23 protein-coding genes are annotated in these 25,518 nt (G+C 65.9%); 13 read left to right on the top strand and 10 right to left on the bottom strand.

Annotated elements, in window-relative coordinates:
• Positions 1 to 34: 34 nt before the first annotated feature.
• Positions 35 to 1,810, bottom strand: a complete 1,776-nt coding sequence (locus CWS39_RS16070; RefSeq protein ID WP_102143934.1) for an LpqN/LpqT family lipoprotein — start codon at positions 1,808 to 1,810, stop codon at positions 35 to 37.
• 99 nt (positions 1,811 to 1,909) lie between these two features.
• On the opposite strand from CWS39_RS16070, the gene CWS39_RS16075 reads away from it, so the two are divergent.
• The 8 genes from CWS39_RS16075 (at position 1,910) to CWS39_RS16110 (ending at position 11,420) form a co-directional block, all read left to right on the top strand.
• Entirely contained in the window at positions 1,910 to 3,292 is a 1,383-nt protein-coding gene (locus CWS39_RS16075; RefSeq protein WP_199178145.1) for a sigma 54-interacting transcriptional regulator, read from the top strand.
• Complete coding sequence (locus CWS39_RS16080) at positions 3,285 to 5,267, top strand: vWA domain-containing protein (protein WP_102143936.1); 1,983 nt, start codon at positions 3,285 to 3,287, stop codon at positions 5,265 to 5,267. The genes CWS39_RS16075 and CWS39_RS16080 overlap by 8 nt, the downstream gene beginning before the upstream one ends.
• Positions 5,268 to 5,383: 116 nt before the next feature.
• Positions 5,384 to 6,577 (top strand): PE-PPE domain-containing protein, encoded by a 1,194-nt coding sequence (locus CWS39_RS16085; protein WP_233213535.1) that lies wholly within the window; start codon positions 5,384 to 5,386, stop codon positions 6,575 to 6,577.
• 121 nt (positions 6,578 to 6,698) lie between these two features.
• Positions 6,699 to 7,016, top strand: coding sequence for a DUF6507 family protein (locus CWS39_RS16090; protein ID WP_102143938.1), 318 nt, complete (start codon positions 6,699 to 6,701; stop codon positions 7,014 to 7,016).
• A 4-nt stretch (positions 7,017 to 7,020) separates the two neighbouring features.
• The gene (locus CWS39_RS16095; protein WP_488801389.1) at positions 7,021 to 8,748 is read left to right on the top strand and encodes a glycohydrolase toxin TNT-related protein; all 1,728 of its coding nucleotides are present in this window, start codon (positions 7,021 to 7,023) and stop codon (positions 8,746 to 8,748) included.
• Positions 8,741 to 9,229, top strand: a complete 489-nt coding sequence (locus CWS39_RS16100) for an Imm61 family immunity protein (protein WP_142386855.1) — start codon at positions 8,741 to 8,743, stop codon at positions 9,227 to 9,229. The genes CWS39_RS16095 and CWS39_RS16100 overlap by 8 nt, the downstream gene beginning before the upstream one ends.
• Positions 9,230 to 9,388: 159 nt before the next feature.
• On the top strand, positions 9,389 to 9,838 hold the full coding sequence (locus CWS39_RS16105; RefSeq protein WP_233213536.1) for a hypothetical protein: 450 nt from the start codon (positions 9,389 to 9,391) through the stop codon (positions 9,836 to 9,838).
• 415 nt (positions 9,839 to 10,253) lie between these two features.
• Positions 10,254 to 11,420, top strand: coding sequence for a hypothetical protein (locus CWS39_RS16110; protein ID WP_142386856.1), 1,167 nt, complete (start codon positions 10,254 to 10,256; stop codon positions 11,418 to 11,420).
• A 181-nt stretch (positions 11,421 to 11,601) separates the two neighbouring features.
• Here CWS39_RS16110 and CWS39_RS16115 read toward each other — a convergent pair whose 3' ends face one another.
• Together CWS39_RS16115 and CWS39_RS16120 are read right to left on the bottom strand one after the other, a co-directional pair.
• Positions 11,602 to 12,189, bottom strand: a complete 588-nt coding sequence (locus CWS39_RS16115) for a DUF1707 SHOCT-like domain-containing protein (protein ID WP_102143941.1) — start codon at positions 12,187 to 12,189, stop codon at positions 11,602 to 11,604.
• Between the two features lie 93 nt (positions 12,190 to 12,282).
• Positions 12,283 to 13,041, bottom strand: coding sequence for an SDR family oxidoreductase (locus tag CWS39_RS16120; protein WP_102143942.1), 759 nt, complete (start codon positions 13,039 to 13,041; stop codon positions 12,283 to 12,285).
• 158 nt (positions 13,042 to 13,199) lie between these two features.
• Between CWS39_RS16120 and CWS39_RS16125 the strand changes: the two genes are divergently transcribed.
• The 3 genes from CWS39_RS16125 to CWS39_RS16135 all read left to right on the top strand — a co-directional run bounded on the left by CWS39_RS16125 (position 13,200) and on the right by CWS39_RS16135 (position 15,432).
• Complete coding sequence (locus CWS39_RS16125) at positions 13,200 to 13,778, top strand: hypothetical protein (RefSeq protein ID WP_142386857.1); 579 nt, start codon at positions 13,200 to 13,202, stop codon at positions 13,776 to 13,778.
• Positions 13,775 to 14,770 (top strand): HTTM domain-containing protein, encoded by a 996-nt coding sequence (locus CWS39_RS16130; protein ID WP_102143944.1) that lies wholly within the window; start codon positions 13,775 to 13,777, stop codon positions 14,768 to 14,770. The genes CWS39_RS16125 and CWS39_RS16130 overlap by 4 nt, the downstream gene beginning before the upstream one ends.
• Before the next feature lie 71 nt (positions 14,771 to 14,841).
• Positions 14,842 to 15,432, top strand: coding sequence for a DNA-binding protein (locus CWS39_RS16135; RefSeq protein WP_102143945.1), 591 nt, complete (start codon positions 14,842 to 14,844; stop codon positions 15,430 to 15,432).
• A 66-nt stretch (positions 15,433 to 15,498) separates the two neighbouring features.
• On the opposite strand, the gene CWS39_RS30445 is transcribed toward CWS39_RS16135, so the two are convergent.
• The 7 genes from CWS39_RS30445 to CWS39_RS16165 form a co-directional block, all read right to left on the bottom strand.
• The gene (locus tag CWS39_RS30445) at positions 15,499 to 15,909 is read right to left on the bottom strand and encodes an Rv1352/Rv1906c domain-containing protein (RefSeq protein ID WP_488801390.1); all 411 of its coding nucleotides are present in this window, start codon (positions 15,907 to 15,909) and stop codon (positions 15,499 to 15,501) included.
• 254 nt (positions 15,910 to 16,163) lie between these two features.
• Positions 16,164 to 16,931 (bottom strand): enoyl-CoA hydratase family protein, encoded by a 768-nt coding sequence (locus tag CWS39_RS16140; protein ID WP_102143946.1) that lies wholly within the window; start codon positions 16,929 to 16,931, stop codon positions 16,164 to 16,166.
• Positions 16,931 to 18,100, bottom strand: coding sequence for an acyl-CoA dehydrogenase family protein (locus CWS39_RS16145; RefSeq protein WP_102143947.1), 1,170 nt, complete (start codon positions 18,098 to 18,100; stop codon positions 16,931 to 16,933). Before CWS39_RS16145 ends, CWS39_RS16140 begins: the two co-directional genes overlap by 1 nt.
• Positions 18,097 to 20,034 (bottom strand): ATP-binding protein, encoded by a 1,938-nt coding sequence (locus tag CWS39_RS16150; protein WP_102143948.1) that lies wholly within the window; start codon positions 20,032 to 20,034, stop codon positions 18,097 to 18,099. The genes CWS39_RS16145 and CWS39_RS16150 overlap by 4 nt, the downstream gene beginning before the upstream one ends.
• A gap of 7 nt (positions 20,035 to 20,041) precedes the next feature.
• The gene (locus tag CWS39_RS16155; RefSeq protein WP_102143949.1) at positions 20,042 to 21,637 is read right to left on the bottom strand and encodes an acyl-CoA carboxylase subunit beta; all 1,596 of its coding nucleotides are present in this window, start codon (positions 21,635 to 21,637) and stop codon (positions 20,042 to 20,044) included.
• Between the two features lie 91 nt (positions 21,638 to 21,728).
• On the bottom strand, positions 21,729 to 22,877 hold the full coding sequence (locus tag CWS39_RS16160) for an acyl-CoA dehydrogenase family protein (protein ID WP_102143950.1): 1,149 nt from the start codon (positions 22,875 to 22,877) through the stop codon (positions 21,729 to 21,731).
• On the bottom strand, positions 22,874 to 24,580 hold the full coding sequence (locus CWS39_RS16165; protein ID WP_102143951.1) for an acyclic terpene utilization AtuA family protein: 1,707 nt from the start codon (positions 24,578 to 24,580) through the stop codon (positions 22,874 to 22,876). Before CWS39_RS16165 ends, CWS39_RS16160 begins: the two co-directional genes overlap by 4 nt.
• 76 nt (positions 24,581 to 24,656) lie before the next feature.
• Here CWS39_RS16165 and CWS39_RS16170 point away from each other — a divergent pair, with 76 nt between their 5' ends.
• A complete protein-coding gene (locus CWS39_RS16170; protein WP_142386858.1) occupies positions 24,657 to 25,073 on the top strand; it encodes a hypothetical protein in 417 nt (138 codons plus the stop codon).
• 231 nt (positions 25,074 to 25,304) lie between these two features.
• On the top strand, positions 25,305 to 25,478 hold the full coding sequence (rpmF, locus tag CWS39_RS16175; protein WP_102144023.1) for a 50S ribosomal protein L32: 174 nt from the start codon (positions 25,305 to 25,307) through the stop codon (positions 25,476 to 25,478).
• Positions 25,479 to 25,518: the final 40 nt, after the last annotated feature.

A 25,518-nucleotide genomic window follows, 5' to 3' on the forward strand; every position in this document is an offset into this window, starting at 1 on the left:
CGAACAACACATCATTTATTTATGAGACACACCACTAGGTGGTGATCGTGGCGTCCTGGTCGATGGCCTTGAAGACGTCGGCCAGCATCTGATAGTCGCGGTCGAGCGCATCGCCGTTGAGCTGCAGCCCGTAAAGCCCTGTGGGGGAATCGATCACCACGGTCTTCTGGATGATCGCCCGAGGCTTACCGTCTTTGAGGTAGGTGCCGCCGACCTGCACGGCGTCGAACCCGGCGACGGTGCTCGTCGACACGTTGCCGTTGATCCGGAACCCCGGCAGATTCTTCAGCGCGTTGGGTGCGTACTCCAGGATTTTGGAGGGGTCGAAGTCGCCGATGAGCTTGGACATGATCGCCACCACCGACGGTGAATCCGGCGGCGGCGTCGCGGCATTGACGATTGCCGCGTAGGCCCGTGGCGGTGTGGCCCGCCCCGCGTCGGCCCAGCCCGGCGGGGTGGGCAGCGTCAGCACGGGAGCGCCCGGATCGCCGCGGTGCACCGGCGCCTCGACGAGGCGGTTGTCGCGGATGTAGTCGGCGATGGTGTAGGCGCGGCCACCCGGCAGCCGCGGCGGGGGTGAGGCCGTCGTCGTCGTTGGTGTGGTGGTGGGCGTCGCGATTGGTTCCGAGGGTTCGGACCCTCCGCTGTTCACCAGGACGAGGGTGACCACCAGCGCGAGGACGGCCGCGGCGGCACCGGCGATGATGAAGATGCGGCGGTTGTCGCCCGGCGGTTTCGGGGGCTGCGCGCGGATGCCATGGTCGACGGGCGGACGGCTCGGCGGCGCCCACGACGGGCCGAAACCCGTTGGGGCGCCGTGATGAACGGGCGGCACGCCGGTCGGCACGCGCAGCGGTTCGGTGTCCGCGGCGGGAGCGACTTCCGGGGGAGGCGGCACAGGCGCAGCCGGAGCAGGTGGCGGGGGCGCCGGCGGGGGAGGCGGCGGCGGGGGTGCGGGCTCGGCCGGTGCCATCGCCGGCGCGTCGGCGAGCGCCATCGCGAACTCGTGGCAGGTGTTGAACCGGTCTTCGGGGTTCTTGGCCAGCGCCTTCAACATCACCGGATCGAACACCCGCAGTTCGGGATTGATGGACGCCAGCTGCGGCGGCGGGCTGTTGAGGTGATGGCTGATGACGACCGCGGGGTTGCTGTGGGAGAACGGGCGAACACCGGTGAACAATCGAAAAGCGGTGGCGGCCAACGAATACTGGTCGGCGCGGCCGTCGAGCTGTTTGCCCATCAGCTGTTCGGGCGAGGCGTAGGACATCGAGCCGACGGTGATGTTGGCGGCGGTCAAATCGCTGACATCGTCGGCGTGTCGCGCGATGCCGAAGTCCGCCAAGAGGATTCGCCGCTTCCCGTGATCGGGGTTGGCGATCAGGATGTTGCCCGGCTTGACGTCGCGGTGCAGCAGCTGTTTTTGATGTGCGTAGTCGAGCGCCTCGGCGACGGCGGCCACGATCTCGATGACGTCGTCGGGAGGCATGCCGTTGGGATACTTTTCCGCCAGCAGCTGGGCGGCGTCGGGGCCGTCGACGTAATCCATCGAGATCCACAGCCGGCCCTCGAACTCGCCGCGGTCGTGCACCCCGACGATGTGCGGGTTCCACAACGTGGCGGCCAGGTCGGCCTCCCGGCTGAAGCGCTGCCGGAACTCGTCGTCGGAGCTGTAGGACGCGGGCAGCACCTTCAGGGCGTCCTCGCGGGGCAGCCTCGGATGCTTGGCGAGGTACACCTCACCCATTCCGCCGGAGCCCACCAGTCGGACGATGGTGTACCCCGCGAAGACTTCCCCGCTAGCCAACGGCATGGCCGCAGACTACCGGCAGCGGCGTCAGTTCGAGCACGTGCCGACCAGGTAGGCCCGGGTAGCACTGCCTGCACTCGACAGCCGTCGTAGCGTGGAGTGGTGACCCAACCTCATGATCTGCCCCGGACCGTGGGCGAGCTCAAAGCCTCCGGTCATCGCGAGCGGGGCGTCAAACAGGAAATTCGGGAGAACTTGCTGGCCGCGTTGGCGGAGGGCCGCGACGTGTGGCCGGGCATCCTCGGGTTCGAGGACACCGTCATCCCGCAGCTGGAACGGGCGCTGATCGCCGGGCACGACGTGGTGCTGCTCGGTGAGCGCGGCCAGGGCAAGACGCGGCTGCTGCGCGCGCTGACCGGCCTGCTCGACGAGTGGACGCCGGTGATCGCCGGCTCCGAACTGGGCGAGCACCCATACACGCCGATCACCCCGGAGTCGATGCGCCGCGCCGCCGAGCTGGGCGACGACCTGCCGGTGGCCTGGCGGCACCGCAGCGAGCGCTACACCGAGAAGCTGGCCACGCCCGACACCAGCGTGGCCGATCTGGTCGGCGACATCGACCCCGTCAAGGTCGCCGAGGGCCGCAGCCTGGGCGACCCGGAAACCATCGCCTACGGCCTGATCCCGCGGGCGCATCGCGGCATCGTCGCGGTCAACGAGCTGCCCGATCTCGCCGAGCGCATCCAGGTGTCGATGCTCAACGTGATGGAGGAGCGCGACATTCAGGTGCGTGGTTACACGCTGCGGCTGCCGCTCGACGTCGTCGTCGTCGCCAGCGCCAACCCCGAGGACTACACCAACCGCGGGCGCATCATCACCCCGCTCAAGGACCGCTTCGGCGCCGAGATCCGCACGCACTACCCGCTGCAGCTCGACGCCGAGGTGGGGGTCATCACGCAGGAGGCCCACTTGGCGGCCGAGGTGCCCGAGTATCTGTTGCAGGTGCTGGCCCGGTTCGCGCGCTATCTGCGCGAGTCGAATTCGATCGACCAGCGTTCGGGCGTGTCGGCGCGGTTCGGCATCGCGGCGGCCGAGACGGTCGCGGCCGCGGCGCGGCACCGCGCGGCCGTGCTGGGCGAACAGGAGGCGGTGGCCCGCGTCGTCGACCTGGAGACCGTGATCGACGTGCTGCGCGGCAAGCTGGAATTCGAGACCGGCGAGGAGGGCCGCGAACAGGCGGTGCTCGAGCATCTGCTGCGGCGCGCGACGGCCGACACCGCGCAGCGGCTGCTCGGCGGCATCGACGTGGCGCCGATCGTCACCGCGGTGGAGAACGGTTCACCGGTGACGACGGGCGAGCGGGTGTCGGCCCGTGAGGTGCTGGCCGCGCTGCCGGAGGTGCCCGCGGTCGCCGAGATCCAGCGCAGGCTGGGCGCGCAGACCGACGGCCAACGCGCCGCCGCGATCGAATTGGCCTTGGAGGCACTGTATTTGGCCAAGCGGATCGACAAGGTGTCGGGAGAAGGCGAAACGGTCTATGGCTAAACACCGCCACGGGCGGTCGGCTCGGTATTCGGCGTACACCGGCGGGCCCGACCCGCTGGCGCCGCCGGTCGACCTGCGCGAGGCGTTGGAGCAGATCGGCCAGGACGTGATGGAGGGGTCGTCGCCCAGGCGGGCCCTGTCCGAGCTGATGCGACGCGGCACCCAGAACATGCGGGGCGCCGACCGGCTGGCCGCCGAGGTGAATCGGCGACGACGGGAACTGTTGAGCCGCAACAATCTCGACGGCACGCTGCAGGAGATTAAGAAGCTGCTCGACGAGGCGGTGCTGGCCGAACGCAAGGAGCTGGCCCGCGCGCTGGACGACGACGCACGCTTCGCCGAGATGCAGATCGAATCGCTGCCCTCGTCGCCGGCCAAGGCCGTGCAGGAGCTGTCGGACTACGACTGGCGCTCGCCGGAGGCGCGCGAAAAGTATGAGCAGATCAAGGATCTGCTCGGTCGCGAGATGCTCGATCAGCGCTTCGCCGGGATGAAGCAGGCGCTGGAGAACGCCACCGACGAGGATCGTCAGCGCGTCACCGACATGCTCGACGACCTGAATGACCTGCTGGACAAGCACGCCCGCGGTGAGGACACGCAGGCCGACTTCGACGATTTCATGGCCAAGCACGGCGACTTCTTCCCGGAGAACCCGCGCAATGTGGAGGAGCTGCTGGATTCGCTGGCGCAGCGTGCGGCCGCCGCGCAGCGGTTCCGCAACAGCCTCTCGCCCGAGCAGCGCGCGGAGTTGGATGCGTTGGCGCAGCAGGCATTTGGCTCGCCGTCGCTGATGAATGCGCTGAACAGGCTGGATGCGCATCTGCAGGCCGCCCGGCCGGGCGAGGACTGGACGGGCTCATCGCGGTTCTCCGGCGACAACCCGCTGGGCATGGGCGAGGGCGCGCAGGCGCTGGCCGACATCGGCGAGCTCGAGCAGCTGGCCGAGCAGCTGTCGCAGAGCTACGCCGGCGCCACCATGGACGACGTCGACCTCGAGGCGCTGGCCCGTCAGCTCGGCGACGACGCGGCGATCGACGCGCGCACGCTGGCCGAACTCGAGCGCGCGTTGGTGAACCAGGGCTTTTTGGACCGCGGATCCGACGGGCAGTGGCGGCTATCGCCCAAGGCGATGCGCCAGCTCGGGCAGACCGCACTACGCGATGTGGCGCAACAACTTTCGGGTCGACACGGCGAGCGTGACACCCGCCGTGCCGGTGCGGCCGGTGAACTCACGGGCGCGACGCGGCCGTGGCAGTTCGGCGACACCGAGCCGTGGAATGTCACCCGGACGTTGACCAACGCGATCCTGCGGCAATCCGGAACGGGCGTCACCGAGCGGCCGGTCCGGTTCACCGTCGAGGACGTCGAGATCTCCGAGACCGAGACGCGCACGCAGGCCGCGGTCGCGCTGCTGGTGGACACCTCGTTCTCGATGGTGATGGAGAACCGGTGGCTGCCGATGAAGCGCACGGCGCTGGCGCTGAACCATCTGGTGAGCACCCGCTTCCGCTCGGATGTGTTGCAGATCATCGCTTTTGGGCGCTACGCGCGCACTGTGACGGCCGCCGAGCTGACCGGGCTGGAAGGCGTGTACGAGCAGGGCACCAACCTGCATCACGCGCTGGCACTCGCCGGCCGGCACCTGCGTCGTCACCCCAACGCGCAGCCGGTGGTGCTGGTGGTCACCGACGGTGAGCCGACTGCCCACCTCGAGGACTTCGACGGCGACGGGTCGGCGGTGTTCTTTGATTACCCGCCACATCCACGCACGATCGCGCACACCGTCAAGGGGTTCGACGACGTCGCCCGGCTGGGCGCGCAGGTGACGATCTTCCGGCTGGGCAGCGATCCCGGCCTGGCCCGCTTCATCGACCAGGTGGCGCGGCGGGTGGAGGGACGCGTCGTGGTGCCCGATCTAGATGGGCTGGGCGCCGCAGTCGTGGGCGACTACCTGCGGTCGAGACGGCGTCGCTGAGGCGATTGCGCCGATCTCGAGTCGTCGTTAGTTTGCCCGCGCCCGCCCGCGCGGTGCGGTAGCTTCGGCGCATCATCCCGCTGACTCAGGCCAAGGTCCTCAGCAGCATCGTCGCGGTGGCGACGGCTGCGGCGGTGACGGGCGTGGTGGCGACGACACCCGGGTCGGACGTGGAGCTGGCGGCGCTGGTCGTCGAGGGCAGCTCCACCAACCCGACGGGCGAAGGCATCCAAGACTTCTACCGCGGGAAGTTCCTGCAAGACGACATCGTCACGGTCAACTTCTTCACGGGCCCGTTCGGGGTGTATCAGGCGCTGGCGGACAACCGCGGCGAGGACAACGTCGCGCTGTCGTCGGGCTGGGGCGCGGCCAACATCAGCCTGCTGCTGACGTACATGGACGTCGTCGGCTCGAATGATCCGGCGCTGACGGACACGCTGTATGTGCTCGACAACAACGTGGCCCGGCCCAATGGCGGCTTCGGCACCAGGTATCCGGTGTTCGCAGTGATCGGGGTCAACCCGATTCCGACGCCGACGTCGCCGGGTGCTGCGGTCATCGATGTCGGCTACGAGTACGACATCAACGGAAACACGCCGGCGTATGTGTGGAACGGGGTGGCGATGGCCAACTCGTTGGCCGCGTACCTGGACCGTCGGCTGAATCAAAGCGAGGTTGACTTGCCGGTGGACGCCGACGGCAACCTCGAGGGCACGGCGGTCGACGGGCGCCCGCTGGATGCGCAGAACTGCACCAACTCGAACCCGTGCCGGGTGCAGACGGAATCGGGCATCGCGCGCGTCGAGGTGGTGGGGGAGACGACGTACATCTCGTACGAGTCGGAGGATCTTCCACTGACGCGGCCGCTGCGCAACCTGGGCGAGCCGGGAGTGCGGCTGGCCAACGCCATCGACCCCGCGCTGCGGGCGGTGGTCGACTACGGGTATCCGTCGAATGACCCGTTTGCCGATCCGGGCGAATACGTTCCGGCGCGGGTGATTCCGCGGCCGCGCGAGACGGTGAAGTTCGTCAACGATTTCACCGACGGGGTGCGGGAAGGGTTGTCGACGCTGGATGACGACTCGACGAACGAGTCGACGACGGCGGTCAACCGCAGGGCTCGCAGCGAGGTGCGGGACAGTCTCAACTTCACGCCGAGGGCGTCGAGTGAGCGGACCACATCTGCGGGCAGCGCGCGCCCGATCGCGGATGCAGTCAAGCTGGGCCTGGACCGCCTCAGGAACAGTGTGACTGGCGGCGAGGATGGCGACGACGACAGCAGTCCCGGCGGCGACGCCGGTGGCGATTAGGGGCCGATTCGCTCAGCTTTGCCAGGAGGGGCCGCGTTCCCGAGCTAGCCCGTTGTCGTATCTGTTAGCGGGCTTGGTGATGCTATTCTGCTATGAGTATCAGGTTTGCTGAGGGGGTGTTGTGACGAGTCCGGGTGAGCCGTTGAAGGTCGATCCAAGCAAGCTGCAACTAACGGCGGATCAGCTCGACAGTCACGCCGGCGGGTTTCAGTCCGCACTGGAGGCGGCGTGTTCGCGGGCAGGCAAGGCATCCCTCGGGTCGGGCCTGGCGGCGGCCGCGTTGCCGGGGATGCTCGCGGCGTGGGAGGCCGACGGCGCGCGGTTCGCCACGCAGTTCGCCAACCACGCGCAGGGTCACCGTGAGGCGGCGCGCGCTTATGTGAGCACCGATAGCGACAGCGCCGGCGAGATCGACGAAGCCGGTGCCGGGTTGAGCTGAGGTTGTGTCGTTGAATCTGCGGGAGTTGCGAGAGTGGCCTCCCGAAATCGACGACCTCGCCAGGTCGGCCCGCGACGCCGCGGCCAACCACACGAGCTCGGGGGACTTCTACCGCTCGCTGATCAAGGTGTCCGCCTGGGAAGGGCAGGGCGCCGACGCGGCCAAGAGCGCGATGGAGGCGACGGCCCGTGACCACGATGCGGTGGCCGAGAACCTAGGCAAAGCCGCCACCGCGATGGAACACGCCGGCCAGGACGCCGAAGCTCTGGCCGAGTCGATCAAAGGCATTCTCGACGACGCAGCCCAACCGCCGGCGGTCGAGATCAACGAAACCACTAATCAGGTGGTACCTCCTGACACCAGCTACATGACCGAGGAGTACGCCGCGCAGGTGGCGGCCAAGGTCGCCGATCTACAGGCACGCATCGCGAAGGCCCTGGCCGAAGGTGAACGAGTCGATACAGAGCTTGCGGGCGCGATCACCTCCGCCGCAGGAACCGAGCGTGTGGTGAAGACGGCGTCTTCATTGGAGGACCTGCTGCTGCCCGAAGACGGTGAACGGAAACCGTCGAAGCCCGACGAGTCACCGTCGTCGCCCAACAGTCTCGACGGTGCGCTCGATCAGCTCGCCGGGCAACCCGACCAACAATCAGCGGCTCCCGGTGATTCAGCAGCGGGCGGCCCCGTTGTGCCGGTGCGATTGGACCCGGCCAAAGTGGAACAGTTCAAAGCTGTTGCGCGCCAAGCGATGCTACGTGACGGCGTACCGGCCGATCAGATCGAGGCGCGGCTCGACGCGATGGTTGCCGCGGCCCAGCGCCCGCTGCCGGCTTACACACCGCCAAAGCCCGACAAGATGCCCGCACCGGGTTTCGGCGAGGGGTTCGCCGACCGCTGGTTTGGCACCGAGCAAAAAATCAAAGAGCTGTTGGGGCAGGGAGGACCGGGCGCACCCGGTGTCCTCGAATCCTGGCGCGAGATGGCCAAAGGCATCAACGATCAGTTCGCTGACCCGATAGGCACCGCGGTCGATGAAGTCAAACACGCGATGGACTCGCCGAGTTTGGCCTACTACTTGGGAGAGCGATCCGCCGACGCCGCCATCGCCGCACCCGGTCTTGTCGTGGGCGGCGAAGGTGCCCTCGCCAGCCGGGCTATCCCGCATGAACTCATCGATAGTCCAACGCCCGCAGGAACAATCGATCACCCGACTCCGCTCGCGGATGTACCGAGTCACCACAGCGCACCTGCGATCGCAGCCGATACGCCGCCTCCGCCGTTACCTCCAGACTCGCCGCTGTTCGACGGATACGACCCGATACCGCCAGGACCGGAATTCACCAAGCCCGACGGCAGCCTGATCTATCCCGATGACAGTTTGCCCAGCAAGCCGTACGCGGTACCCGGTACGGTCGTTGACAACGCCGAGATACCAAGGGGTACCGCCATCGACCGTTTCGGGAGTCCGTTTGGGTCTTGGTTGTCTCCAGATGGGACTCCATTCCCGGAACGAGCACTACCTCCAGATAGTGCCGCCAAACCGTACTATCAGTACGTGGTCGACGACCCGACAAAGCTCCCGCCGGGATTCCGCATTGAGCAATCTGAAGTGGCGCCTTGGTTTCATCAACCGGGTGGCGGCATCCAATACCGGATCATAGGACCAGACGGAAAAAATGCGCCGGTGAACGAATTGCTTGACTCAGGGTTTCTCAAGGATTTGCATGAGTGACTCAACCGATTTCTCGCCTTTGTCGGCGAGTTGGCTGTATTGGGCAGGCTTAGCGGGATTGACGAATCCGCAAGTGTCGGATGCTCGTTCGGATGGCGAGGTCCGCTTCACGTCAGAGGACTTCTCGTTTCATCTAAGGCACAGCGGCGGCTGGTGGACCATCGACACCGTCGATGATCGTGGCCAACTACACACGGACACGGCCAAGTTTACAACCTTTGAGCTCGCCGAAAAGTATCTGATCTGGCAATGGTCGTCGACCGCACGGAATGTGCTGCGACGGCCCCGGCTTGGTCCGAAGCTCTACTCGCTTGGACACAATTCCAATATCCAATTCATACCGATCAAAGAAGGAATCTACGAACTTCGCACACCCGACGGGCGTGCGGTGTTGATGGAACCAGTAGCAACAATTTTCAGCCATCTGATTTTCAAATCCGCCGATGAAATTGACCAAATGGTCAAGGAAGGCATCGCGTAGCGGTCGGTTAGCAGCTAGCTGCGACGCGTAAGCCGAGGCCCCTGTGATCGAAATATCGACAGCGCAACGTGATTCACGCAGCCGACAAGGCCGGTTCGCGGCGCGCTACGATCCCGGACCGGCTGGCGAGTATGCCAACGTACCGAGGGGATTTTGAGCATGGCCAGACAACTGGCGCGGACCTCGATCGGGATGTTTTGCGCCGTGCTGATGATGATCACAGTCGCGGGCTGCGGCCCGTGGAGCACACCCTCGGTGGAACTCACATTCGACGACCCGCTCGAGGCGAAACTGTCGGAACTCAGTGAGCGTGGGCAGTCTGCCCGCCTGCGTGATCTCACTGACTTTGATTGGGACGAGGTTCACGTCTTCTACGAAGGGGATTCGCGGGAGCATGTCGAGGAAGTGGTGGGCGCCCGCGTGTTTCGCGACAAGTATTACAGCTCGTCGGGAAGCCTGATGGTGTTCGAAAAGCAGGCAAAAGTCGTCAAGGCCGTGGCCCTGACTGGCGAGTTCGTGAGGAGTGGTCAACCAGGCTGGTCATCTGACGTGGTATTGGAGCCCTATGGGCTCGGGTATCTGCGCCTGACGTCCGCACCGGCGAAGTGACTACGGATACCGGCGCCGTTCAGCGAAGTTTCTGCGGCGAGTGAGCGACCCGCAAGGCAGCCAAGAGTGGTTAGCAAACATTCAGCGGTCGGCGTCAGACCGGTAGTTGCAAGCTGCGACTTTGTCACTGAGAATTTGCTTGCCCGTAAGAGTCTAAAGGTTGCGATCCACGGTGGTGGTGCTGTAAGGGCGGAACTAGCTGGCTAATTTGTTGTTGCCGATGCGATGCCACCAAGGACGCGATTCGAAGCATCATCACGGTCGGCCGGGCGCGGTGGCGCTATCAGCTAAGGTCATCGCGCTCGTTGCGCTTGCTGTGGGGCAAACCAAGCCTTAGAGTTTCTCAGAACCCGTTCAGGCGCCTATCAGTAGGCTTTGTCCACCCGCACAGGCCATCCCAAAGGGAGCAGATCACATGGCAATTCGGCCATACCTCATCAGCGGCGTTGCACTCGCGAGTGCTGGCGCCATCGTCGCCGCGATGCCAGCGGTCGACTTCAGCCGGGACATCGAGGTGCGGGCGGCCGCGCCGGCACCGGCGAAGAAGCAGTTGTCAGTCGAGCAATACCGACTATTAGCCGTCACCTTGGAAGGACTTACGGAAGCATTTCTTGAAGGCTACGGCGGGATCGTCACCGGCGACGGGAGCGGCGATTGCGGTGCAGACGGGGCGGTATGTGCGGGCACCGTCACCGGGGTTGCCTATTACCTCGGCGATCAGACGATCTTCTCAGGCACAATCATCGACAATCTCCTGTACGAGACCGGCCCAGTAATGACCGCCGCGGTCCTAGCCGTAGCTGCTGGTGTGCCGGAGGAGATCGTCAACGCGGTTCTCGACCCAGTCGGGACACTCTTCGAACTGGCGATTGAAGTCACCGAGCCCCTAGGCCTAGTGGGTGACGTTACGGAGGCGCTCCTCACCGAGGGCGTATTTGCCGCTGCCCAAGTTGTGATCGATGCGATCAGCGGGGCATTTCCCTTCGCGGCGACGGAGTCCGTCGAATCCGAGGACGCTTCGTTGCTGGCAGGTGCTGAGGCTGAGGAGCAGTCCGATCCAAGGTTCTGGAAGAAGCCCACTTCGCTCGTTGACTTCTCCGCGTCCACTGAGAATCCGTTGAGCTTCAACCTTTTCCCGAAGCCGAAGGCTGCGGTCGAGGAGAAGGTTGACGAGCCCGAGGTCCTGGTGGAGGAAACGGAGCCTGAGGCTGAGGAGGCGACGACTCCGCGTCTCGGCAGCTGGAGCGATCTCACTGAAAACGTCAGCAAGACGTTCGACGGCATTGACGGCGCCATCGAGAACGCCCTCAACCCCGCCAAGACGTCGGCCGACGCTGACGAAGAGAGCGACGCCACCGATAGCTGGAAGGCGAAAGCTGCCGAGCGTAAGGCGGCCGCCGAGGAACGCGCTGCGGAGCGCAAGGAACAGGCTGCCGAGCGCGCCGCCGAGCGCAAGGAACGCGCCGAGGCCCGCGCGGCAGACCGGAAGGCGAACGCCGAAGCCAGCAAGGCTGGCGCTGGCGCCGATAGCGGCGACAGCGACTCCGGCGGTGGCTCCGGCTCCGGCGGTGGCTCCGAGTAACCAATCGCACCACGACTTCGGCCCTCTCCAATCGGAGGGGGCCGCTGTCGTTTTCAGCTTCCTCGCGGCCGTTCGGCGATCGCCTTGTTCGTCAAAGCCCTTGCACCGCAAGCGCGAAGAGTTATGCCTAGGTTTCGTGCCACATACTGGCTTCGATCCTCGGCATAAGCCGGAAAGAAAGCTACGGCGACTGCATGCGCCGCTTCTTGCGCTTGACCGCTACGCTGCCCCACAGCGAGAAGCCGCGAATCTTCACGCACGGCGCGCCGGGGGAGCCCTGCCCTTCGACGCTGTTGTCGAAATTGCCCATCACGCCGTGCCCGTGCAGATCGACGTTCACCTCGGGCGGCACCAGGATCGTCTGCCCACCCATGATCGAGTAGGCGTGGATCTCCACCTCGGGTGAGGTGAAATCGGCGTACCGCAGATCCACCACACCGCCGCCCCACAGCGCGAATGTCGTCAGCCGCTTGGGCACGTTCCACCGGCCGCGGCGCTCGAAGCCGCTCATGATCGCCAACAGCAGAGTCGACGGCGCCGGCCGACACGGCCCGCTGGTTCGCCGGGACGTCAGCGCGCCGGGAAGATCGGAGCTGAGCCGCTCGAGTTCGTCGTAGGTCTGCGCCGCGTAGGCCTTGGTGAGCCGCTCCTCGTACTCGGTCATCGGGAGCTGACCCTGTGCCGCGGCATCGGTCAGCAAATGCGCCACTTGAATGCGATCGGTGTCAGCGGCACGCATTGAACCGTTCCGCGGCGCTGAGGTACTCATCAGTATTGAGCCTACGACGAACGCTGGCACATGCAAGCTCGTTGGCTAAACTGTGGCCTCCCTGGTGCGGGCGAAGCCGATAGACGGCCAAACTTATTCGTCTTTGCGCAGGTAATCGGCGAACGTGACGGTGCCCACGGGGTTGTCCGGCACCAGGTTGGCGCCCGAACGATAACCCGCGACGATCTTGCCCCGAAGGCCGACGCCCACTACTTTGCGCCGACTGCCGCGCGCCGTCAGAAACATCTGTCCGAGGTCGGCGTGCGAGTGCACCTCCGGGCCGCCGATGTCGGGCGCGCGTCCGACCGGCTCGGTGTCGATCAGCTCGACGAGGCGGGTCGCGACGTCATGGGTGTCGATGGGCTGGAACCGCGCGCCGCGCAGCGCCCACAGCACCGGCGAGAACCACTGGATCGCGAAGATCGTCGCGATCAGGTCGTGGAACTGCGTCGCGCGCAGCACGGTGTGCCCGACGCCCGACGCGGCCAGCGCCTCCTCGGCGCGCAGCTTGGTCTTGTAGTAGGGCAGCGGGATGCGGTCAATGCCGACGATCGACACGTAGATGATGTGGCCGACGCGGGCCCGCTTGGCCGCCGCGATCAGGTTGGTGGTGGCGACGACGTCCTTGCTGCCGATCGGCTGGGTGGCGCAATGTACGACGACGTCGATGCCGTCGACCGCGGCGTCAAGGCCGTCGCCTTTCAGCAGGTCGCCCCGAGCCCAGTGCACGCCGGTGTAGCCGACGTGCTCGCGGCGGCTCAGCGCCCGCACTTTGTGGCCGGCGGCCGTCGCCTCCGGCACCACGCGGTGGCCGAGCGTTCCGGTTGCGCCGGTGACCAACACGTCCGCCATGCCTAAAGCTTAGGGGTGAACTAGGGTGTGTCCGACCGAAGCAACCGACAGGACTTTGCCGTTGACACCGGTGCGTCAATTTCAGGTTGCCCTGGAAGGCAGCGACCTGAGTGCTCGGGGTTCTGGCACGTTCTGGTATCACCTGGGCGGGTTTAGCTGTGGCTGTTCGCGACGGAAAAGACCGGGGGCTACGCGCGCGCGTGGGCGAGCTCTCAACTCTCCAGCAGCGATTCGAGGAATCTTGCGCCGGCAGGATTGTAATCAGCGCCCTCATCGCGGTGTTTTTGTTCGTCGGCGTTACGTGCAATTTGCCTGATTCGCCTATCAAGCGCAGCCTCTTGCCGCTGGTTGAGCCGGTCGCTGTATCTGCCGGCCTAGATCAGGGCTGGGGGATGTACGCCGACCCGATCAGGAGGGCCGACACAATCGAGGTCCACGTCAAGATGGCCAGCGGTGAGGATCGGGTGTGGACGATGCAACCCGGAGAGCAAGGCATCGGCTGGTGGGACCGCTGGTTATTGCTGAGGTATTCCGCTGTGCTCGACTCGCGTATACGCCCGCAACTTGCCCGCTGGGTGGTACGCCAGCTCACGGAGCCGAACGAGCGCGCCGTCGGCGTCACGGTGGTCCTCCGCACAGAGATCCTGCAGCCGCCGGACGAACCGCCGCGCGAGGATGGTCGCCGCTCCAGCGCTATGAAGATCCTGTACCAAGAGAATCTGGCAGGGCCGCGATGATGGAGCGGGTTCAACGCCAGCGGCCGGTAATCGGCGCGCTCATCGACGGATGGTGTGCCTTCTGGTTCACGCCCCAGCTCGCCTACACGTTTGGTCTCGTTCGAATGACGTTCGGCGTCGTGGCTGTTGGATGGACTCTCGCGTTACTGCCCGACTTGTTTCAGGTTTTCGGCGAACAGGGAGTGGCGCCTCAGTACCCCCTGCTTGGCTACCAGTGGAGCGTCTTCGAAGTCTGGTCCAGCGACAGAGCCCTGCTGATCGGTTGGGCGCTATTGCTGTTGTCGGCCCTCGCGCTGGCTTTGGGTTGGCATAGTCGTTTAGCAGCGGTCCTGGTATTTGTGCTGATTCAGTCGTTCCACCAACGCGGCGACTATGTATTCAATGCGGGGGACGCGATCCTCACTATCGTCGCGTTGATCCTCGCGCTGTCGTCCTGTGGAGCGGCTCTGTCACTCGATCAGCACAGGCGTTCCGGATCGTTCTGGTCTGCAGAAACGCGGGCGCCATGGCCTATTCGGCTCATGCAGGTCCAATTGACGTTGATCTATTTGGTGACGGTTCAAGCGAAATTGGCTGGCCGGTCTTGGGTAGATGGTTCTGCGGTGTTTTTCGCGTGGCGTACTGACGGCAGATGGGCGACACTGACTACGCCAGAATGGTTGGCGTCCAATGCCATTTTGATCAACGTTCTGACATGGGGCACGCTGTTGATTGAGTTGGCCATCGCGATTTTTGTCTGGAATCGCCGATGGCGGTTCTGGGCGCTGGGCACCGGTGTGGTGATGCATTTGACAATGATGCTCAATCTTAATGTCGCCTTCTTCAGCCTAGCGATGTTCGTGCTCTACTTCGCGTTTGTGCCATGGGAGGCGGTGGAGCAATTGCCTGCCAAGTTGAGAAGCATGTGGTCGCGCAGGCCTCACAGTTCGCCATCATTGGGGCCGGACCGCCCCGTCAATGATTCTGTCGCAGAACCCATCCAAGGGTCGTAGCACGGCACTTCTTCACCGCCAGTGCTGCCAAATCGAGGCACACAATTGCATGGCAATCTACGTTTGTGCGTATGGTTGGTTCAGCCGTGTCATTGGATGCACTACCGGCTAAGCACAATGTCGGACTGACGGCTGATGACATTATGCGTGAACTCGACAACACGCTGGCAGCGATTCCCCATGGGGCCGCGGCGCCTTTATCAGCATCGGAACTAGATTTCATGCGAGGACATGTGGGACCCGAGGCAGGTGCCGTCATCGACAACTGGACTGTTGACGGCGAGCGCCAGCACCGCGCTGGCGCCACTGTGCGACAACTCGCCGATACAATCGTGCGCTCGGTAAGTACTAAGGAAGCAGCGGCGATCATGGGCATTGACCGCTCGTCCGTGTCGCGACGGCTCAGTCGAAACGTCTTGTGGTCTTTTTATTTTCGAGGCCACTGGCGTATCCCGCGGTGGCAGTTCATCGACGGCAGACTACTTTCCGGGCTCGACGTGATCGTTCCAGCCATCCCTCGCGCCGCAAATCCCGCCGCCGTGGACGCGTTCATGCACACCGGCGAACCGGACTTTGGCGGTCGGACGCCTATCGAGCACCTCGGCGCCGGTGGCGATCCCACACTCGTCGCCGCCGTCCTAAATGATCTCGCTCGCTGGTGACGAAGTAATTAAGCCTGTGAGCGACAAGCAGCCATCGGTCGTCACTGCACACCCAGCGCGGACAAGCTACCGAACGCGTGTCCAGGGCCGACAATTAATCGTCTCGAATATGCCCTTGCCGGGGACAATCTTCGCGTGCTGCGGGCCAGTCGCTGATCCGGAATCGAGGACGTTCGTGAGATCGCCGCTCAACGAGGCGTACTGCGTCCAAACGCATGTACCGCCACCAACGCCGCCTCTCGACTCATACACGCCGGGCGCCACGTCCGTCGGCACCAGGAATGTTCCTGTACCAGGGATATACGAGCCTGTCGCGCCCGTCGACGGCGGAGGCGCGCCATCGATCATGTGCGCGCACTCCGCGCCCGTGTGGTTCGACACCATGCAATCGACCCAGGCTTGTTGTCTGGTGGTGGCTGGGTCGGTCTGAGCCGTACCGCTATTTGCCATGTGAATCCCGATGCGGCGGTTACGCATCGAAGTTCCACGCCGTCTGGCGAGACAGCGGTGTTATTGAGCTCCTGATGTGAGCACGCCGAATCCTGTTCCGGTCCAACGGTATCGGCCGCAGCCTCCGGCGCGAGACCAACAGCAGACATTACGACTACCGAGAGCGCGTTGAGCGCGATCCACCCCTTCACGGTTTGGAACTCTATCCGCGCCGTACGCGCCTGGCCACGCCAGTAGTAACACCAGGCGAAGGGACCTCCACGGGGCATTGAGCCGGCGCTCTAATTCGCCCAGTTCGGCGGGCGCTTCTGCAGAAAAGCCAACATGCGTTCGCGGGCTTCCTCGGAGGTGAACAGCTTGGCGGACTGCTCGGTCAGCTCCTCGGCCCGCTCGTCGAACGCCGCCAGGATCGCCGCGGTGGTCAGCGCCTTCGACGCCGCCAGACCCTGCGGTGAGCCGCGCACGATCTGTGCCGTCAACGCCGAGACGGTGGCGGTGACGTCGTCGGCGGCAAGCGTGATCAGCCCGAAGTCCGCGGCCTCCTGCGCTCCGAACTTCTCCCCGGTCAAAAAGTAGCGCCCCGCCGCGCGAGCCGTCATCTTCGGCAGCAGTGTCAGCGAGATGATCGACGGCGCAACGCCGATGCGCGCCTCGGTCAACGCGAAGGTGCTGTTTGAGCCGGCCACCGCGATATCGCACGCGCCGACCAAACCCAGCCCGCCCGCACGCACATGGCCGTCGACGGCCGCGATCACGGGCATCGGCAGCTCGAGGATCCTACGCAGCAGGTCGGTGAGCTCACGGGCCCGGTCGACAGCCACATCGCCGGGATCGCGACCCGCCGCCTCCGCCAGATCTGCACCGGCGCAAAAGGTTCCGCCGGTGTGCGTCAACACCACCGCGCGCACGCCGGACTCCTCCGTGGCGTCGGTCAGCCCTTGATGCAACTGGTTGACCAGCGCGGTGGACAGCGCGTTGCGGTTGTGCGGTGAGTCCAACGTCAGCCGTGCGACGTTGCCCTCGACGGTGTAGTGGACCAGGGAGCTCATCAGTACGACCTGGGCAGCCCCAGCGAGGTCTGCGCCACGAAGTTGAGGATCATCTCCCGGCTCACCGGTGCGATGCGGGCCAGCTTCGATGCGGTGACGGCCGCGGCGATGCCGTATTCCTTGGTCAACCCGTTGCCGCCCAACGACTGGACCGCCTGGTCGACGGCGCGCACCGACGCCTCACCGGCGGCGTACTTCGCCATGTTCGCGGCTTCGGCGGCGCCCATATCGTCGCCCATGTCGTAGAGCGTGGCGGCCTTCTGCATCATCAGCTTGGCGAGTTCGATCTCGATGTGGTTCTGCGCCAACGGATGTGACAGACCCTGGTGCGAGCCGATCGGCACCTTCCACACCTGGCGGGTCTTGACGTAGTCGACGGCCTTGGTGATCGCGAACCGGCCCATGCCCACGGCGCTGGCCGCGCCCATGATCCGCTCTGGGTTCAGCCCGGCGAACAGCTGCGCGATCGCGGCGTCCTCCGACCCCACCAGCGCGTCGGCCGGCAGGCGCACATCGTCGAGGAACACCTGGAACTGGCTCTCCGGGCTGATCAACTCCATCTCGATCTTGGTCCAGCTCAGACCCGGTGTGTCGGTGGGCACGACGAACAGCGCCGGGCGAAGAGATTCGAATTTGTGGGCTCCCTCTTTGAAGGCACGGCCGACGACGAGCACCGCCTGCGCCTGGTCGATGCCGGAGATGAACGTCTTCTGGCCCTTGAGAATCCAGTCGCTGCCGTCTTTGCGCGCGGTGGTGGTGATGCGGTGGCTGTTGGACCCGGCGTCGGGCTCGGTGATGGCGAACGCCATGGTGATCGAGCCGTCGGCGATTCCGGGAATCCAGCGCTTCTTCTGCTCCTCGGTGCCGAACTTGGAGATGATCGTGCCGTTGATGGCCGGCGAGACGACCATCATCAGCAGTGCGCAGCCGTTGGCGGCCATCTCCTCCATCACGAGGCTCAGCTCGTACATGCCCGCACCGCCGCCGCCGTACTCCTCGGGCAGGTTCACTCCGATGAAGCCGAGTTTGCCTGCCTCGTTCCACAATTCGGTGGTGTGCTCGCCGGCGCGGGCCTTCTCCAGGTAGTAGTCCTGGCCGTAGTTGGCCGCCATGGCCGCGACGGCCTCGCGCAGCGCCCGCTGCTCCTCGGATTCGACGAAGCCGCTCATTGGTTATCTCCTTCGGGGTTGTCCACTCGGGCAAGTACGGCGCCGACCTCGACCTGTTGGCCGGGTTCGACGTTGAGTTCGACGAGCACACCGTCGCCGGGCGCGGTGATGGTGTGCTCCATCTTCATGGCTTCCAGCCACACCAGCGGCTGGCCCGCGCTGACCTTGTCGCCCACCGCCGCGCCGATGCGCAGCACCGAGCCGGGCATGGGGGCCAGCAGGGAGCCCTTCGCGACGGCGGCGCTGGGGTCGGGGAAACGGGGCAGTACGGTCAATTGCACTGGGCCCAAAGGCGAGTCGACGTACACGTCCTGGCCGTGGCGGTCGATGTCGAACGGCCGGTCCACGCCGTCGACGCGCAGCACCACCTGCTGCGGCGTCGCGGCGACCAGGGTTGCGTTCTCGTGGCCGGGGATCTCGATGCCGGTGCGGGTGAAGCGATACTGCACGTCGTGCTCGTCACCGGCGGCGTCGCGGTACCGCTTGGACTGATAGCCCGACACCAGGTTTCGCCAGCCGCTCGGCGCTGCTGTGAAAACCCGTGCGTTGTTGCGGTTTTGGGCTGCGTCGGCCAGCGCCGCAGCCACCGCCGATAGCGCGACGGCGCTGGGGTTCGTCAGCGGTGCCGCGAGTTCGGCCAGCCCGTGGGTGTCGAAAAACGCGGTGTCGGTGGCGCCATCGAGGAAGGCCGGATGGCGCAATACGTTGACCAACAGGTCGCGGTTGGTGCGCACGCCGTGGATGCGGGCTCGCGCCAGCGCGTCGGCCAGCACGCCGGCGGCCTGGCCACGGGTCGGCGCATAAGAGATGACCTTCGCCAGCATCGGGTCGTAGAAGATCGAGACCACCGAGCCGTCGACGATGCCGGTGTCGACGCGGACGTCACCGGGGACGTCAAAGCGGTGCACCGTGCCGGCCTGCGGCTGCCAATTCTTCGCGGGGTCTTCGGCGTACAGCCGGGCCTCGATGGAATAGCCACGCGACGGCGGCGGCTCCGGATCGAGTCGCGCTCCGTCGGCGACCCGCAGCTGCAGCTCGACGAGATCGAGCCCCGTGGTTGCCTCGGTGACCGGATGCTCGACCTGCAGGCGGGTGTTCATCTCGAGGAAGAAGAAGTCGCCGTTCGCGTCGGCCATGAACTCGACAGTGCCCGCGCCGGTGTAGTGGATGGCGTTAGCCGCCAGCCGTGCTGCGTCAAACAGCTTGGCGCGCATACCCGGTGTGCGTTCGACGAGCGGTGACGGTGCCTCTTCGATGATCTTCTGGTGGCGGCGCTGAATCGAACATTCGCGTTCGCCCACCGCCCAGACCGTGCCGTGCGCGTCGGCCAGCACCTGCACCTCGACGTGGTGACCGGTGGCCAGATAGCGCTCGCAGAACACCGTCGGGTCGCCGAACGCCGACGCCGCCTCCCGTCGCGCCGCCTCGACTTGCTTTGGCAGCTCAGCCAACTCACGCACAATCCGCATACCGCGACCGCCGCCGCCGGCCGACGCTTTGATGAGCACCGGCAACTGGTCGGCGGTGACCGAGTCCGGGTCGAGTTCTTCGAGCACCGGCACGCCCGCCGCGGCCATCATCTTCTTGGCTTCGATCTTCGAGCCCATCGCCTGCACCGCGGCCACCGGCGGCCCGACCCACGTCAGGCCCGCGTCGATGACGGCGGCGGCGAAGTCCGCGTTCTCCGAGAGGAATCCGTAGCCGGGGTGTACGGCATCGGCGCCGGCGGCCTTCGCGGCATTGACCAGCTGCGCGGCGTCGAGGTACCCGTGGTTGCCTTCCAGTCGGACGCGGGTGTCAGCCTCGGCGACGTGCGGGGCGGCGGCGTCGGGATCGGTGTAGACGGCCACCGTGCCGATGCCGAGGCGACGGCAGGTGGCGAACACGCGACGGGCGATCTCCCCGCGGTTGGCGACTAGAACTCTCGTGATCACAGGAAGCTCACATCCGGAAGACGCCGAAGTTCGACGTCCCCTTGATCGGGCCATTGGCAATGGCGGACAGGCACATTCCCAGCACCGTGCGGGTGTCACGCGGGTCGATGACGCCGTCGTCGTAGAGCCGCCCGGACAGGAACATCGGCAGCGACTCGGCCTCGATCTGCGCTTCGACCGCGGCGCGCAGGGCGGCGTCGGCCTCTTCGTCGAAGGCCTGTCCACGCGCCTCGGCGGCGGCCCGGCTGACGATCGACAGCACGCCCGCCAACTGGGTGCCGCCCATCACGGCCGATTTGGCGCTGGGCCAGGCGAACAGGAAGCGCGGGTCGTAGGCCCGCCCGCACATGCCGTAGTGCCCGGCGCCGTACGACGCGCCGATCAGCAGCGAGATGTGCGGGACGGTGGAGTTGGACACGGCGTTGATCATCATCGCGCCGTGCTTGATCATCCCGCCTTCCTCGTACTGCTTGCCCACCATGTACCCAGTAGTGTTGTGCAGGAACAACAATGGCGTGTCGGCTCGATTGGCCAACTGGATGAACTGGGTGGCCTTCTGCGACTCCTCGCTGAACAGCACGCCGCGGTGGTTGGCCAGGATGCCGATCGGGTAGCCGTACAGGTTCGCCCAGCCCGTCACCAGCGAGGACCCGTAGAGCGGTTTGAACTCGTCGAACTCCGAGCCGTCGACGATGCGGGCGATCACGTCGCGCGGGTCGAACGGGATGCGCAGATCGGCGGGCACGATGCCGATGAGTTCCTCGGCGTCGAACAGCGGTTCGGTGACCGGGCCGGGCGTCGGCCCCTGCTTGCGCCAGTTCAGCCGGGCCACGATCCGACGTCCGATCCGGATCGCGTCAAGCTCGTCGACCGCGAAGTAGTCCGCCAGACCCGAAGTGCGGGCGTGCATTTCGGCGCCACCCAGCGATTCGTCGTCGGACTCCTCGCCGGTGGCCATCTTCACCAGCGGCGGCCCGGCCAAGAACACCTTGGACCGCTCCTTGATCATCACCACGTGATCCGACATGCCGGGCACATACGCGCCACCGGCGGTGGAGTTGCCGAACACCAAGGCAATCGTGGGGATTCCGGCCGCGGACAGCCGGGTCAGGTCGCGGAACATCTGCCCGCCGGGGATGAAGATCTTCTTCTGCGTGGGCAGGTCCGCGCCGCCGGACTCGACCAACGAGATCACCGGCAGCCGGTTCTCGAACGCGATCTGGTTGGCCCGCAGGATCTTCTTCAGCGTCCACGGGTTGGACGTGCCGCCCTTGACGGTGGGGTCGTTGGCCACCAGCATGCACTCGACCCCTTCGACCGCGCCGATGCCCGTCACAAGGCTCGCGCCGACGGTGAAGTCGCTGCCCCAGGCCGCCAACGGGCTCACCTCCAGAAACGGCGAGTCCGGATCGAGCAGCAGCTCGATGCGCTCGCGGGGGGTCATCTTGCCGCGAGCATGGTGGCGCTCAACGTATTTCGGGCCGCCGCCAGCGAGCGCCTTGGCGTGCTCCGCGTCGAGTTCGGCCAGTTTGGCCGCCATCACTTCGGCGGCCTCGGTGTAGGCCGGGGAGCGGGTGTCGATGGTGGACTTCAGAGCGCTCAACGCCCCTCCTCCGTTCGCGAGTGTGAAGCTATTGCGAGATTTCCCCGCATATTTCGCAGTCGTTTCACACTCGCGGTGGTGGTCTGGAGATTCATGACTGGTATCCCAGGGTTTTCGCCGCCAGCGAGGTGAGGATTTCGGTGGTGCCGCCGCCGATGCCGAGGATGCGCATATCGCGGTACTGACGTTCGACCTCCGATTCGGCCATGTAGCCCATGCCGCCGAACAGCTGCACCGCCTGATTTGCCACCCACTCACCGGCCTCCACGGCGGTGTTCTTGGCGAAGCACACCTCGGCGATCAGACCGGTTTCCCCGGCGAGCTGCCGCTCGACCACGTGGTGGGTGTATACCCGCGCGACGTCGATGCGGCGCGCCATCTCCGCCAGCGTGTTCTGCACCGCCTGCCGCGAAATCAATGGCTTGCCGAAGGTTTCGCGGTTGCGGCACCACTCGACCGTCAGGTCCAGGCAGCGCTGTGCGCTGGAGTAGGCCTGCGCGGCCAGCCCGACGCGCTCGGACACGAACGCCGCCGCGATCTGCAGGAAACCGGTGTTCTCGCCGCCGATCAGGTTGGCCGCCGGCACCCGCACATCGGTGTAGGACAGCTCGGCGGTATCGCTTGAGCGCCAACCCATTTTGTCCAGCTTGCGGGTGACCTCGAAACCCGGTGTGTCCTTGTCGACGACGATCAACGACACACCCGCCGCGCCCGGCCCGCCGGTGCGCACCGCGGTCACCACATAGTCGGCGCGCACGCCGGAGGTGATGTAGGTCTTGGCGCCGTTGATGACATAGTGGTCGCCGTCCCGCTCGGCACGCGTGGTCAGGTGGCCGACGTCGGAGCCGCCGCCGGGTTCGGTGATCGCCAGTGAGCCGATCTTCTCGCCGCGCAACGTCGGCCGGACATAGGTGTCGATCAGGCGCTGATCGCCCGAGGCGATCATGTGCGGCACCGCGATGCCGCAGGTGAACAGGGAGGCGAACACCCCGCCCGGCGCTCCGGCGTAGTGCATTTCCTCGCAGATGATCACCGAGTCGACACCGTCTCCGCCGCCGCCGCCGACCGCCTCGGGCAGCCCCGCGCCGAGCAGCCCGGCCTCACCGGCCTTGAGGTGCAGTTCGCGGGGCAGTAAGCCGCTGCGCTCCCACTCGTCGACGTGGGGCAGCACCTCGCGTTCGGCGAACGCGCGCACCGTCTTTCGGAGTTGCTCCCGTTCGGGCGTATTCCAAATACTCATAGAAGGCTTTCCGGTATGTCGATGTGACGGCTGCGCAACCATTCGCCCAGCCCCTTGGCTTGCGGGTCGAACCGGGCCTGATATGCCACGCCCTGTCCGAGGATGCCGTCGATGACGAAATTGATCGCGCGCAGGTTCGGCAGCAGGTACCGGTTGACGGGCAGATCCGCTGTCTCCGGCAGCAATTCGCGCAGTTTGTCGACGGTCAGGGTGTGCGCGAGCCAACGCCACTGCTCGTCGGTGCGCACCCAGACGCCGACGTTGGCGCTGCCGCCCTTGTCGCCGCTGCGGGCGCCGGCGATGACGCCGAGCGGTACCCGTCGCGTCGGGCTGTCGGACAGCGGCTCCGGTAGTGGCGCGGGGTCGGCGGGCGCGAGTTCGCGGGTCTCGGTAGCGGGTGCGATGTCGGTGCGGGTGCCGTCGGCGTGCACGGCGACGTGTGGCACCTCGGTGGCGTCGACATAGCCGGGGGTGAACACGCCGTAGATCTGCCCGTCGCCGGGCGGTGCGGTGACGTGGAACCCCGGATAGCTGGCGAGTGCGAGTTCCACTGCGGCTGAGGAGAATTGGCGGCCGACGTTGGTGGGGTCGGGGTCGCGGACCACGCAGTGCAGCAGCGCGCTGGCCGCCTCTTCGGTGTCGGCGTCGGGGTGGTCGGTGCGCGCCAGCGTCCACTGCAGCTCTGCCGGTTTGACCGTCAGCCCGGATTCCAGTTGGCGCTGCACGAGTTCGGCCTTGGCCTCGATGTCCAGGCCGGTGAGCACGAACGTCATCGCATTGCGGAACCCGCCGATGCTGTTCAGCGAGACCTTGAGAGTGGGCGGCGGCGGCTCCCCCTTCACGCCGCTGATGCGCACGCGGTCGGGTCCATCGCCGACCAGCTGAACGGAGTCAACCCGAAGCGTCACATCGGGATTGGGGTAGCGCTCGCCGGCGATCTCGTAGAGCAGCTGCGCGGTGACGGTGTCGACGCTGACCTGCCCGCCGGTGCCGGGATGCTTGGTGATCACCGACGAGCCGTCGGCGTGGATCTCGGCGAGCGGGAAGCCGGCGTAGGTCAGATCGGGCACTTCGGTGAAGAACGAGTAGTTGCCGCCGGTGGCCTGCACCCCGCATTCGATGACGTGGCCCGCCGCGACCGCGCCGGCCAGCGCATCGTAATCGTCACGGCCCCAACCGAAATGGGCGGCAGGGGGTCCGACGATCACGGAGGCGTCGGTGACGCGTCCGGTGACCACGACGTCGGCGCCGCTGTTGAGGCACTCGACGATGCCCCACGCGCCGAGGTAGGCATTGGCGGCCAGCGGGGTGCCGAAGCCGAGCTCGTCGGCGCGGGGGAGAAGGTCGTCGCCTTCGACGTGGGCGACGTTGGCGTCGAGTCCGAGGCGTTCGGCCAGTTGACGCACGGCGGTGGCCAGGCCCGCGGGATTGAGGCCGCCGGCGTTGGCGACGATCTTCACGCCCTTGTCCAGCGCGGTGCCCAGACAGTCTTCGAGCTGGGTCAGGAACGTCTTGGCGTAGCCGCGGTCCGGGTTTTTGGCGCGGTCGCGGGCCAGGATCAGCATGGTGAGCTCGGCGAGGTAATCGCCGGTGAGGTAGTCGAGCTCGCCACCGGTCAGCATCTCCCGCATCGCCGCCAGCCGGTCGCCGTAGAACCCCGAGCAGTTGCCGATGCGGACTGGGTCTGCCACGCACACTCCCATCGTCAGACGCGCCAACCAACCGGTAGGTTAGCCGGTACCTCGGGTACGCCGTCAAGGCGACTCCGATACTTGTCCGGTGGCGTCACGACCTATTCAAGTCTTGCTGGGTGTGGTGTGGACAGTCTCGGGTGCATTGATGGCGTTCAACCCTCCGCCCGAAGGCAGGAGGGCTGCGGCCATACCGGTCATCGGATGGGTGGTCATGGCAGGCGGTGTCTATATAGCGGGCAAGGCGCTACGCGAATCCGATGTCAAGGACAGCGGTAAGCCGCCACGTCACTCCCGGGGCGGGGAGGCGAGTGTTCGCGACGCGATCAAGTTGGTCCTTGCCGTGATCTTCGGCCTGCTGTGCGGCGGCGCCACGCTCTGGTGGGGAATCAACGATGGCCTGTTGTCACTGGTCGGATTGGGAATCGCGGCGCTCGCCCTGTCGGTGCTGGCGATCCCGTATGCGCTGTCCGCGCTGAAGTGGTTGCTTACCCGCCGTAAGTGACCGGCCGCACTGGTGTGCGCGCTGTTCAGCACCTATGCCCGCGCCAGCTCAGTCACCAAGTGGAGGATTCGTGCCACCATTTGGCACGAATCCTCCACCGAAGCCGCGCCCGAAGCCCGCGATCGCCGAACCACCATTTTGGAGCCCACGCAGGTCACCGGCTATCCTGTAGGCAATTGCCGGCGCCCGAACGTCCGCGCGGCACCACCCCTCAAGAGGAGATGCTCGATCATGGCTGTGCCCAAGCGCAGGATGTCGCGCGCCAACACCCGTAGCCGGCGCGCGCAGTGGAAGGCCAAGAAGCCTGAACTCGTCGGCGTGACCGTCGCCGGTCAGCAGCACAAGGTGCCGCGTCGTCTGCTCAAGGCCGCGCGCCTCGGCCTGATCGACCTGGACCGCCGCTAACCGCCTGGGCGCGCCTCTCAGGTCAATCTCAGGCGATGGG

The sequence above is a fragment of the Mycobacterium hubeiense genome (genome assembly GCF_002838065.1).
Taxonomy (GTDB): domain Bacteria; phylum Actinomycetota; class Actinomycetes; order Mycobacteriales; family Mycobacteriaceae; genus Mycobacterium; species Mycobacterium hubeiense.

What these genes read in the sequence shown, in the direction of transcription:
- CWS39_RS16110 (WP_142386856.1), top strand. Translation starts at nt 10,254, where the DNA reads ATGGCAATTCGGCCATACCTCATCAGCGGCGTTGCACTCGCGAGTGCT.
- CWS39_RS16105 (WP_233213536.1), top strand. Translation starts at nt 9,389, where the DNA reads ATGGCCAGACAACTGGCGCGGACCTCGATCGGGATGTTTTGCGCCGTG.
- CWS39_RS16120 (WP_102143942.1), bottom strand. Translation starts at nt 13,041, where the DNA reads ATGGCGGACGTGTTGGTCACCGGCGCAACCGGAACGCTCGGCCACCGC.
- CWS39_RS16115 (WP_102143941.1), bottom strand. Translation starts at nt 12,189, where the DNA reads ATGAGTACCTCAGCGCCGCGGAACGGTTCAATGCGTGCCGCTGACACC.
- CWS39_RS30445 (WP_488801390.1), bottom strand. Translation starts at nt 15,909, where the DNA reads ATGCGTAACCGCCGCATCGGGATTCACATGGCAAATAGCGGTACGGCT.
- CWS39_RS16160 (WP_102143950.1), bottom strand. Translation starts at nt 22,877, where the DNA reads ATGAGTATTTGGAATACGCCCGAACGGGAGCAACTCCGAAAGACGGTG.
- CWS39_RS16100 (WP_142386855.1), top strand. Translation starts at nt 8,741, where the DNA reads ATGAGTGACTCAACCGATTTCTCGCCTTTGTCGGCGAGTTGGCTGTAT.
- CWS39_RS16080 (WP_102143936.1), top strand. Translation starts at nt 3,285, where the DNA reads ATGGCTAAACACCGCCACGGGCGGTCGGCTCGGTATTCGGCGTACACC.
- CWS39_RS16165 (WP_102143951.1), bottom strand. Translation starts at nt 24,580, where the DNA reads ATGGGAGTGTGCGTGGCAGACCCAGTCCGCATCGGCAACTGCTCGGGG.
- CWS39_RS16070 (WP_102143934.1), bottom strand. Translation starts at nt 1,810, where the DNA reads ATGCCGTTGGCTAGCGGGGAAGTCTTCGCGGGGTACACCATCGTCCGA.
- CWS39_RS16140 (WP_102143946.1), bottom strand. Translation starts at nt 16,931, where the DNA reads ATGAGCTCCCTGGTCCACTACACCGTCGAGGGCAACGTCGCACGGCTG.
- CWS39_RS16135 (WP_102143945.1), top strand. Translation starts at nt 14,842, where the DNA reads ATGGTTGGTTCAGCCGTGTCATTGGATGCACTACCGGCTAAGCACAAT.
- rpmF (WP_102144023.1), top strand. Translation starts at nt 25,305, where the DNA reads ATGGCTGTGCCCAAGCGCAGGATGTCGCGCGCCAACACCCGTAGCCGG.
- CWS39_RS16130 (WP_102143944.1), top strand. Translation starts at nt 13,775, where the DNA reads ATGATGGAGCGGGTTCAACGCCAGCGGCCGGTAATCGGCGCGCTCATC.
- CWS39_RS16145 (WP_102143947.1), bottom strand. Translation starts at nt 18,100, where the DNA reads ATGAGCGGCTTCGTCGAATCCGAGGAGCAGCGGGCGCTGCGCGAGGCC.